At 56.5% G+C, this 10,880-nt stretch carries 7 protein-coding genes, 1 tRNA gene and 1 pseudogene; 5 read left to right on the top strand and 4 right to left on the bottom strand.

Translation table 11 applies throughout. The features are described from left to right. A partial coding sequence (locus tag QP970_RS09705; protein WP_284869889.1) for an FAD/NAD(P)-binding protein occupies positions 1-1,414 on the top strand: 1,414 nt, incomplete at its 5' end. A 137-nt stretch (positions 1,415-1,551) separates the two neighbouring features. After that, positions 1,552-2,261 (top strand): annotated as a pseudogene (locus QP970_RS09700) (IS6 family transposase). 609 nt (positions 2,262-2,870) lie between these two features. Here the strand turns inward: QP970_RS09700 and QP970_RS09695 are convergent. The 3 genes from QP970_RS09695 to QP970_RS09685 form a co-directional block, all read right to left on the bottom strand. Next, positions 2,871-3,488 (bottom strand): hypothetical protein, encoded by a 618-nt coding sequence (locus QP970_RS09695; RefSeq protein WP_156904658.1) that lies wholly within the window; start codon positions 3,486-3,488, stop codon positions 2,871-2,873. A gap of 168 nt (positions 3,489-3,656) precedes the next feature. Continuing rightward, positions 3,657-3,733 (bottom strand) — tRNA-Met (locus QP970_RS09690). 162 nt (positions 3,734-3,895) lie between these two features. Beyond that, positions 3,896-6,865 (bottom strand): UPF0182 family protein, encoded by a 2,970-nt coding sequence (locus QP970_RS09685; protein WP_284869888.1) that lies wholly within the window; start codon positions 6,863-6,865, stop codon positions 3,896-3,898. Between the two features lie 123 nt (positions 6,866-6,988). On the opposite strand from QP970_RS09685, the gene QP970_RS09680 reads away from it, so the two are divergent. Both QP970_RS09680 and QP970_RS09675 read left to right on the top strand, forming a co-directional pair. Continuing rightward, the gene (locus QP970_RS09680) at positions 6,989-7,525 is read left to right on the top strand and encodes a PPA1309 family protein (protein ID WP_005277569.1); all 537 of its coding nucleotides are present in this window, start codon (positions 6,989-6,991) and stop codon (positions 7,523-7,525) included. Beyond that, entirely contained in the window at positions 7,526-8,230 is a 705-nt protein-coding gene (locus QP970_RS09675) for a beta-N-acetylglucosaminidase (RefSeq protein WP_411697075.1), read from the top strand. Positions 8,231-8,252: 22 nt separating this feature from the next. On the opposite strand, the gene QP970_RS09670 is transcribed toward QP970_RS09675, so the two are convergent. Next, positions 8,253-9,317, bottom strand: a complete 1,065-nt coding sequence (locus QP970_RS09670) for a YlbL family protein (RefSeq protein WP_239269434.1) — start codon at positions 9,315-9,317, stop codon at positions 8,253-8,255. 93 nt (positions 9,318-9,410) lie between these two features. Here QP970_RS09670 and QP970_RS09665 point away from each other — a divergent pair, with 93 nt between their 5' ends. Next, a complete protein-coding gene (locus tag QP970_RS09665; RefSeq protein WP_284869887.1) occupies positions 9,411-10,877 on the top strand; it encodes a zinc-dependent metalloprotease in 1,467 nt (488 codons plus the stop codon). The last annotated feature ends 3 nt before the right edge of the window (positions 10,878-10,880 follow it).

The raw sequence follows: 10,880 nt of genomic DNA, 5'->3' as shown, positions 1-10,880 counted from the left end.
CCGGAAAGGATGCGTGATGACGACCCGAATTGCTGTTATCGGCGCAGGGGTCGCTGCTGCAGCGGTCGCACGACGGGTATCTTCTACTTTCCCGCATATTGAACTCACTATTTTTGACGCGACACCTCCTCAGAAGCACCTTGCTTTTGGCCATGTTGATAAACGCTTGCTATGTAACACAAGTACTTCAGTAATGTCGCTGGATGTCGAGGAACCACATGATTTTGCGGAGTTCCTGGGATACAATAGGCGAGAGTCCAGTTCTGTATTCTCTTCAAGAAAAAAGTACGGATCTTACCTGCAACAGGCTCTACCCTCTGAGAGCGGCAGCTGCGATGACCGTCTTCAGTACGTACTCGATTCGGTCATTTGTGTAGAAGATTCTGCACCCCCTGTCCTCATTCATACTGCGCGTCACGGGCTCTTTAAAGCCGATTTCGTCATCATCACAGGTGGCCGAAAAACAGCACGGGTCCCTTCATCTTGCCAGTCATACCGTGATACGGTCCCAGTTTTCCCCAGCCCCTATGACCCCAGTTTTTCACACTGGCTAGAAAACCATCCCACTTCCCGCATCGGTATTTTAGGGACTGGCCTCTCTGCCGTGGACGCTGCACGATTAGCGTTATTTGAGGGGGTGGAGGCAGTTATGCTTAGCCCCAGCGGCCAGCTTCCCGGGGTACGTACTTCGCTTCAGTTAAGCGCCCCAAAGGAAATACCAGCAGAGGAGTTCCGTGCACACTCCCGCAGCGTAGAGGATTTTAGACAATACGCCATTCAGCACGCCACCTCCCTCGGCTGGTATCCGGGACGTCTTAGGGAGCCCCTCCCCAGGAATGGCACTGATCGTTTTCTGCTGGACTATGAATTAGCTGAAAATGGTTATTCTGTATGGGAAAAAATGATCGGTCGCATGGTGGACCTAGCCAATCAGACCTGGTCACCTCTAAAAGTCTCCCTAAGGCAGACTCTCCTCAATGGGATATCAGATTGGATACATCGTTACGTGACCGCCATGCCTGTGCAAGGCGCGAAAAACCTACGAGAAGGTTTTCAAGCAGGGAGCCTTGTCCTAGCTCGCGGCCAGGGATCAGGGGAACAAGCTCGAAACGCTGTGGACCTAAAAGATGCTTCGGGTAATTCTCACCGAGTCGAAGCGGTAGTTTGCGCCTGTGGCTATGAGGACCCCGGATGGATCAAACACAACAAAGGAATTTTCCCTGGTCAAATAAAGCCAAACGCTTCTCGCTGGGTCGGTGCCCCTTTAAATAATGGTTGGGGCACTGCGCAGGCCGGTAACAGAGTTCTATTTGCGGGGGAAGCAGCAGCACCGACCACCGCCATTCCAAGCTACGCCCGCACTTCAATCATGCAAGCCAATTTTGCCCTTGATTGGATTAACTCCCACGCATAGGTTGATGCCCCGGGGAGATCGGTCACATCCTCGGGGTGAAAACTGCCTATTAGCAGGCTCCGTGCCTTTCCCCGAAAGACAAAGGTGCTGTTGCAAAGTTGGGGCAGTAGGAAGGGCGACGTGAAATAGTCACAGCCATGGGTATCTTCTCCGGTTGTCATTTTTCCCGTGGCATCATTCTGTGGGCAGTGGGTGGTACTGCCGCTACGGGGTGAGCTACCGCGATCTGGAGGAAATGAGGACCGAGCGGGGCGTGCCGGTCGATCACACCAGGATCTACCGCTGGGTCCAGAAATGCGCGCCTGAGCTGGACCAGCAAACACGGTGGTACCGGCAGGTACCTGACTGGCAGGCCAGTTCCTGGCGGGCGGATGGGACCTATATCCGGATCGGCGGCAGGTGGTGCTGCCTCTATCGGGCGATCACCGCCGGTGGCCAGACCTTGGAGTTTTACCTCTCTTCGAAGCAGAACGTGGCTGCAGCGAAGTGTTTCCTGGCCAAGGCCGTCAGATCCAATGCATCAGCCGGGTATCTCAGAGTGATCAACGCCGATAAAGCACCCTGCCTTGCCAGGGCAATCGCCGAGTTGAAGTCAGAGGGAATCTGCCCGCCAACAGTGGAACACCGGTAGGTGAAATACCTCAACAACATCCTGGAAGGCGACCATGGTCGGCTGAAGCGGATCCTCGGGCCGAAAGGCGCGTTTAAGAACCGGACATCTGCATATCGGACGTTGAAAGGGATGGAGGCGATGCACTCATTGCGGAAAGGGCAAGGCGCGATGTTTGCCAACAGGCAACCGAACCCGGACGCGGTGATCGTCAACCAGGTCTTCGAGACGGCCTAACAACGCCCACACGCAGCGGCCATCAGGGAATGAGAAACTGAGTCTTCACTGCTCTCCACCCAACTTTACACCAGTACGACGATTTGTATACCTATAGCACCTTCAATGCCCGATACACGGTAGGTTTGGGACGGAATCTATGTGGGCACAATCAGGAACTATAAAAGATCATATTACTTGCATCCAAGCCTATACTTTCAGAGAATCTCCTTGGCTTGGCGGCAACAGGTGCTAGGTGTGTGTTAGTAAAATTGGCGCGGGTTAATGTCGCGATCGGGGGACATCGATTTATACATCCTTAATGCGGGTCGATTTACTTCGATTGCGGGACTGGCCTATGGCCAACAATATAAACGTGTTTAAAAATACGTTTACTAGAGACAACAAATCGATGGAATCATGTCCTAGACCTAAAAATCCTGATAGGCCTAGGACAAACGCTAGGCAGGTATTTAAAGAGGCTGCAATAAAACCCATTTAGCGGTAGTTTTTCTGTACCTGTATAGCGCGCACCAAATAATTAGGGTGATTCCAATTAAAACTAGAACTCGGCTATTTTCCATGTCTACTTACGGTGAAATGCGCAACTGTATTTCTTGATTCTAGATTCTAGCATCGAGTTGCATACGGGAATACGATGTTTGGGGAGTACTTTCCTCCGAGGGCTCGGATGGTAAGGCATCGACCTGTATTAGTGGCGTGACCTGCTACTGCGGAAACGCCTGCGCACGCACCTTTGGCTAGCCAAGAGCCTAGGCCAACTCCTGCTAATTTACCGGCGCAGTAAGCAGTTCCTATGACGATCCCGCTCGTCTCGTCCTTGGAAAAGACTAGCTCTTGTCCGATTTTCTTTCCCCAGCCATGAACGTCTCGGATATAGGGATCTGAAATAACCGGCTTGCCGGCAGGGCTCGACGAGATGTGCTGGATTATCTTATCTCCATCAACTGAAAAATGAGTATTTACCTGGTTTCCATCTACGTCTTTGGCCCAGGCAGGTTCAATGTATGCGCTAGGTTCCTCACCTTCTGCTGGACGTACTAGAATGTGTCCGCTTGGAAGCTTTTCAAGAAAGGAATCTGAGAACTCAAAAGAAAGTTCCAAAGGGGCGTCTCCATCACTAGTGCTAACTAGCTGGTTGCCATCTTCGCGCTCTATTAACTTTGTCTTTGTTCCTGCGTTCTTCGATGGCGCCGGAGTGGTTATGCTGTCCTGCTGTGGAAGCAAGGATCCTTCGTTTATTTTTAAGCTTCCACAGCAGGGCAGCATCACTTCCAAACCGGCTTAAGTGACAAAATGCCATCGCTAAAGTCCCGATTTGAGTCCCAGGACGTGCTCCTTAAGAGAAATAACTAAAGCCCCTACCAGCGTTTCTACTGGTAGGGGCTTGGAAGTTGGTAGCGGGGGCAGGATTCGAACCTACGACCTCTGGGTTATGAGCCCAGCGAGCTACCGAGCTGCTCCACCCCGCGTCGAGATGACTTCCATCATCTGCGCTTGAACAGTGCGTTAATACTTAATGTATTCGCTCTGTCCCGGCGACTTCTGTAACTATACAGACAGGAAGGCACCTACCCAAATCCCCTGGGTAGGTGCCTTATTTCCTGAGTTTCGAGTGCGAGAAGTTGGAGGTTTTAGCCCTCGGACTTCTGGTAGGACTCAACTGCCTTGTCCAACTCATCTAGGGCGCGGCCGTACTCTTCGAAGGAACCGTCGCGGGCATCTTCCAGGCCCTTCAGGGCCTTGTTGATGTCATCGATAGCGCCTGCTTCATCGGAGGAACGAGGGGCCGAAGCCGGAGTGGATTCCTCAGAAGACTCCTTCTTCTCGTCCTTCTTATCGGTAGAGGCTTCGGATTTATCGGCATCATCGTCGCCGGAATCGCCCTCAATCTCTTCGATGTCTTGCGCGGACTTTGCGTCGATTCCCACCTGCTCAAGGGCATCACCGATAGTCGGTGCATACCCCACGCGGCCCTTGTAGGACACGAGCACGCGCAGGAGCTTCGGGAAGGCGGAGGCCTGATCCTTGCGCTGCGAATAAATCGGCTCGAGGTAGAGGATCTCGCCGCCACCGACCGGCAAGGCAAGCAAGTTACCGTTGTGCAGGTCGTTGGTGCCCTCCCACAGGGTGCGGTCTCGGGCAACCTGGTCAGAAGACATCATGGCGTCCTGCGCCTGCTTCGGACCCTGGGTCTGCGTATTGGTTGGCAGCACGCGAACGGTGATATCGCCGTAGGTATCCGGATCGGAAGATACCGCCATGTGCGCGGACAGGAACTCACGGTTCAAACCACGGTACGAGGTGGTCAGCTGGAAGCTCGGATCGCCGGTTTCCGGATCAGCAGCCATCACGTAGTACGGCGGCTGGTTCAGATCACGGGATTCCTCCGCGGTCGGGTCGTTCGGCACGGACCAGAAGGCGTCGTTATTGAAGAAGACGTTCGGGTCATCGACGTGGTAGCGCGCTAGCAGGTCGCGCTGCACCTTGAACATGTCCTCTGGGTAACGGAAGTGATCGCGTAGCTCATCGGAGATTTCAGATTCCGACTTGACCACATCCGGGAAGACGCCTTCCCATGCCTTGAGCACGGGGTCTTCCTTATCGAACTCGTAAAGATCCACGCTGCCGTCATAGGCATCCACGGTCGCCTTCACGGAGTTGCGGATATAGCCCACCTGGTCATTGACCAAGCGCTGGGTGGTGCCATCGGGGTTGAGGGCGTCCTGGGTGGCATCGGAAAGCGAAGCACGCTGCGAATACGGCAGGGAGTCCAGGGTGGTGTAGCCATCAACGATCCACTTCAGGTGGCCATCAATAACGGCCGGGTAGGTAGCGGAATCAGTGGTCAACCATGGGGCAACCTTTTCCACACGCTCGCGAGGATCGCGGTCATAGAGCAGCTTGGATTCGCTGCCCACGCGATCCGAAAGCAGGAAGTTCAGCTCGCGGTACTTGGCGGCGTACATGGTGCGGTCAAAGATATTGCCAATCTCAACGCCACCGTCACCGTCATAGGTGTAGTTGGTGCTATCGGTGTCGTATTCCACCGGATTCTCACCAGTGGTACCGGTAATGGCGTAGTCCAGGTTATCGGCGGCGCTTGCGATGACCGGGCCGTAGTAAATACGGGGCTGGTCTACCTTAATGCCCAAGGACTTCTCTGCGTCTTGAGTCTCGCCCTCACCCTCGGACTCGCCGGCTTGGGTCTGCAGGTCAGAAACGGTGAAGATGGGGTAACCACCGCGGGCGGAACCAGCATCGCGGGCGACCTCATCCACGGTATTGGCCTGCGCAGCTACGAAGCCATTGCCGTGAGTATAAACGGTGTGGCGGTTAATCCAGTCGGACTGGTTTTCGCGCAGCTCGTTCGGATCCAGCTCGCGGGCCGCAACGACAAAGTCGCGCAACTTGCCATCGATTTCGTAGCGGTCCATGGACAGCGTTTCTGGGAAACCGTAGAAGTTCTTCAGCTGCTGCATCTGGGTGAACGTCGGTGACAGAATCTCTGGATCCAGCAGGCGCAGGTTATTGATGGTGGCGTTATCGGAGGCAACCTTGTCATCCGATACGTCATCGCCGCCCCAGTTTTCCTTGTAGGTCACGTGGTCATCGGTAAGCCCATAGGCAAATCGCGTGGACTCAATATTGCGGGCAATGGACTCGTTTTCCTTGGCCTGGCGGTTTGGTTGTACCGAGAAGCGCTCCATCAGCAGCGGCCATGCCTGGCCGATAATCAGGGAGGACGCGAGCATCAACACAACGGCGAGGCCAGGGATGCGCAGGTCTTTAATGACGATGGCCATAAACAACGCAATGGCGACGAAAACGCCGATGATCATCAAAATGATCTTGGCAGGCAGGTAGGCGTGGATATCCGTGTAGGAACCACCGGTAAATAGGTCGTGCTCGGAATACAGCAGCCCGTAGCGCTCCAGCCAGTAGCCGGCGACTTGGGCCACCATCCACAGACCAGCCGTAATGGCTAGCTGCAGGCGTGCCGCGCGAGAGATGGAGCCGCGCACCCCAGCGGCTTTATTGCCAATGCGGATTCCTCCCAAGATGTAGTGGCCGAACAGGGCAATGAGGAAAGCGAGCACGAGCAGGATGGACAGGGTGCTGACCACCATCTGCAATACGGGCAGGCTAAAGGCATAAAAGCCCAAGTCGTGGTGGAATTGGGGGTCCTGCACGCCAAAGTCCTGGCCGTTGAGGAATAGCATCACATCGCGCCAGTGGGACTGGCCGATGAAACCGGCGATGATGCCCACGATGGCCGGGATGACCTTGAACAGCACGCCCATGGACTTCTCAATGGACTGGCGGTACTGATAGACCGGCGAATTCAAATCCCCCATATCCAGGGAATCGGGGCGGCCGCGCCAAGCAAAGAACCCGGCTGCCCACACTACTGCGGCAGCAACGAGCCCGAAGATGATAAAGAGGACTATGCGCGCAATAATCGCGGTGGTGAAAACACTGCGGTAATCAATGGAGCCAAACCACCTCCAATCCGTGTACATGCCCACGAGCATGGGGCCGAAGAATAAGAGGACGGCAATGATGGCCGCAATAATTGCCGCGACCTTAGGAGGCCGCTTCAATGGGGCGGCTGGTGTGGATGACCCTAGGGACAACGCCAGCTCCAATCAAGTAGTGCGAATATTAAACATGTAGACTTTTTCCAGTTTAAGGAATCAATACCCAGATAACGAATAAGGATGCCTATGAGTTCCCCCGAATTATCACAGCCAGCTTTAAACCGCGCCATGACGGAGGCCGTGGAGTTCGTCCATGCTGAAGGTTGGGACGCCCGCCCCACCATCTTCGCGCTTGTCCCCACCCATCTGGTGGCAGACCAGCTAGCGGCCATGGATGAGGAAACCGCGTCCCCGCTAACCCTTATCGTGCAAGACAATGTCCCGGAAAACATCGAGCCGGGTTCCGAGGAATTGGCTGATTACGTCTCCCGCTTGGCCTGGCCGCGCGAGGTCGCAGGTGCCATCTTGGCCCAGGAGATTAAGTTCCGGGATACCTCTAGCGAGGACCCCTCCCCTCGCCCGGCGCGCCTGTATTCGGGTGCCCTGCGCGAGGAAGGAATTGAGACCACTTTGCTGCAGCTGCGTCCCACAGAGGAAGAGCTTGAGGCCGCAGGCCCCTTTGCTGAGGACGATATTCAGCTCCGCGGCGGCCCGCAGGTAGCCCCCGGCGTGATCGCCGCTTTGCGCTATGGCCTCAACCAGGATCCGGATGAACTAGACTAAGTGGCAATTAAGCCCGCGACCAAGGAGTTCTATACAGTGCGACGCCTTTCCTTCTCCCGCCGTTTTCCTGCCCGTACCGCTACCGCGGCGGCGCTACTGGGGCTCAGCGTGGCTGCGGCAAGTTGTTCCTCCGATGCCGATGCGCCTGACGATGCCCCCGTAGAGACCACTCCTGCCGCCTCCACCACAACCTCTGAAAACGACGAGGAATCCACGGCATCCAGCACCGAATCCTCCGCCGCGTCCTCCTCGGAGTCAGAAACGGCGGACAAGGATGAAGACGAGGCTTCCGAGGAAAGCACCACCAGCGAGCCGAGTGCTGGCGGCGAGTTGGATAAGTCAGTCGCCAAAGTCTACGACGTATATAAGTCGCTGGCACCCAAGGACCTATTCGCCCAGTTTGAGCGCTGCGATTCCACCGGCGGGGACTCTTCGTACAATTGCTCCGGCCCTAAGGTGGGGCAATTCCAGTTCTTTAAGTCCCACTCCAAGGCCTCCCAAACCACCCAGGTACTTACGGAGCTGCGCAGCTCCCATGCCATCGAGGACGATGGCGATCGCGTCGTCGGCTGGTCCACGTTGGGCACCACCGCGGTTATCACCGTGGTGGATAATAAGGAAGGCCTGGTCATGCAGCAGATGATCTCTTCTGACCAGGTGGACCCGGAAGAAAAGATTAAGGAATTGGGCCTAGTAAAGGACTAGGCCTCGGCCGCACAAGCTCTTTTTAGCTGCATTCCTTGACGTCTTTGCCCGCCGCAAAGTCCTTCATGGCCGCCACGGCATCGTCCAGGTTTTCTACCTGTGCAATGGTCATATCGCCGTGGTCGCTGCCGGCCGCCGCTGAGCAGTTGTCCTTGGGCGCCAAGAAAAGCTCGGCGCCTGCCTCGTGCGCGGCGGCGATTTTATGCTCAATGCCACCAATCGGCCCGACCTTGCTATCGGCCTGAATGGTGCCGGTGCCGGCCACGAAGGTGCCGCCGGTTAGGTCTTCATCGCTGAGCTTGTCGATAACCGCCAGGGTAAACATCATTCCCGCTGATGGCCCGCCGATATCCTGTAGGTTGTAGTTCACCGAGATATCGTCCTTGGGCTGGGATAGCATGGCGATTCCCAGCAGTGCCTTGCCCTTATCGTGCGGGTTTTCGCCCAATTCGATTTCTTCGCTGAGCTCTTTATCCCCGCGCGTGACGCTGACTTTCACCTTATCGCCAGGGCTTTTGTCCTTGATGATGTCTTGGACCTCGCTCGGCTCGGTAACCTCGGTGCCATCGACGGCGGTGATGACATCGTCTTTTTTAAGGTGCTCCGAAGCGGCGCCATCCTCAATGACCTCCGCCACCGTGATTTTGACCGGCAGGTGCAAATAGTCCATCGCCGCGATGGTGGCAGCGGACTCCGATTGGGTAAAGGCCTGCTTATTGGATTCTTGGACCTCTTCATCGGTCATGTTTTGCGGAATGACGGTATCGATGGGCACCAGGGTGTCATCGGTAAGCGCCCAGCGCCCCAACGCCTGCGCCAAGGTCATATTGGTGCGCACGGATACGGTGGTCATATTGAGGTGCCCACTGGGCTCATAGGTCTTTGGCGCCTGCACATCAACGACTTGGGTGCCATCGACCTCGCCCAGCGTATCCACCGTAGGACCGGGGCCTTCGGCGGCATAGGGAACGGTCAGCGAGACATCGGTGCCCGGGATATGGTCAAGCGATACCAACGCACCGGTAAGCACAACGGGGATAGCACCCCAGGCGATGGTGCGGACGCGACGGCTAGCAGGAGAATTCACGAAGCAATAGCCTACAACCTTTGGCGTACTGTTCGCTGTCAGCGTTGCTGTGATCATGGAAACTTTCCGCACGGTGCCGGTAGATTGGAGCGCATGAGCAACGGATTCGGTTTTTCTTTCCCAAATAACGATGACGACGATAATGACGGCCGTCGTAACCAGAACCCGTTCGGCGCATTCGGCGGCGGTAATGGTGGCGGCCTCGGAGACATGCTGAACCAGTTCGGTCAGATGCTATCCGGAATGGGCTCGTCCATGAACTCGCCCCAGAACTCCGGGCCGGTCAATTACGACATGGCCAAGCGCATCGCCCTGCAGCAGATCCCCAAGTCAAAAGACATCAGCGCGGAAGATTCCAAGGCAGTAGAAGAATCGGTGCGCCTGGCGGAGCTCTGGCTTGACGATGCCTCCATTCTCCCCACCGCTTCCGGAACCACGCAGGCATGGGATTCCAAGCAGTGGCTGGAAGAAACCATGCCCGCCTGGGAGCGCATGGTCACTCCCGTGGCCCAGCACATGAACGATGCCCAGCTGGAATCCATGCCGGAAGAGGCCCGCCAAATGATGGGCCCGATGACCAAGATGATGGGCCAAATGTCCAGCATGAATTTCGGCATGCAGCTAGGCCATGCCCTGGGCGATCTGGCCAGCCAAGCGCTGACCGGCTCCGACTTTGGCCTCCCCATCGCCCCGGCCAATACGGTGGCACTTTTGCCGCATACCATTCAGAAGGTCGCGCGCGAGCTCAACGTTCCTGGCCAGGAGGTATTGGTCTACATCGCCGCGCGCGAGGCCGCCCGCCAGCGCCTGTTCAAGCACGTGCCGTGGCTGGTAGAGCGCATCGTCTCCTCCGTGGAGGAATACGCCATCGGCTTGGTCATTGATACCTCCCACATTGAAGAGCTCGCCCGCGAGCTGAACCTGGAATCCGGCGATCCGCAGGCCATCCAGGAAGCCATGAGCAAGCTGCAGGGAATGGATCTCTCCCCGCGGATTACCTCCAAGAACACCGCTGCCGCCTCCAGGCTGGAAACCCTGTTGGCCTTGGTCGAGGGCTGGGCCGAGCACGTCGTGAGCGAGGCCTTGGGCGAGCGCATCCCCTCCACCTCCAAGCTCACTGAGGCATGGGCGCACCGCCGCAGCACCGGCGGGTCTGCTGAGCAGGCCTTTAGCAAGGTTGTGGGCATCGAGCTCAACGCCCCCAAGGTCACCGAGGCCGCCGAGCTGTGGCGCCGCGCCACCGTGGCCGTGGGTGCCGAAAAGCGCGATAAGGCCTGGGACCACCCAGACTTCCTGCCCACCGCAGAGCACCTCGATAACCCGGCTGCCTTCATCGATTCCCTCTTGGATGATGAGCCTGATGAGGGCTTCGAGGAAGAATTTGCCAAGCTCGAAGAGATGCTCAAAAACGGCGAGGGTTCCGGCGAGGACTCCGAAAGCAAGTCCGAAGAGGACAAGGATTCTGCACAAGACAAGGACTCGCAAAGCAGCGACGACGGGGACGACGTGGACGACGGCGACGACAACTCCGAAAAGGACAACGGCGGCGAGGATAAATAGCTC

It is taken from the genome of Corynebacterium sp. MSK073, assembly GCF_030232085.1.
In the GTDB taxonomy this organism is placed as follows: Bacteria; Actinomycetota; Actinomycetes; order Mycobacteriales; family Mycobacteriaceae; genus Corynebacterium.
This window is presented reverse-complemented; position numbering and strand designations above follow the sequence as displayed.

Coding starts and splice junctions, on each gene's coding strand:
- QP970_RS09665 (WP_284869887.1), top strand. CDS start 9,411: ATGAGCAACGGATTCGGTTTTTCTTTCCCAAATAACGATGACGACGAT.
- QP970_RS09680 (WP_005277569.1), top strand. CDS start 6,989: ATGAGTTCCCCCGAATTATCACAGCCAGCTTTAAACCGCGCCATGACG.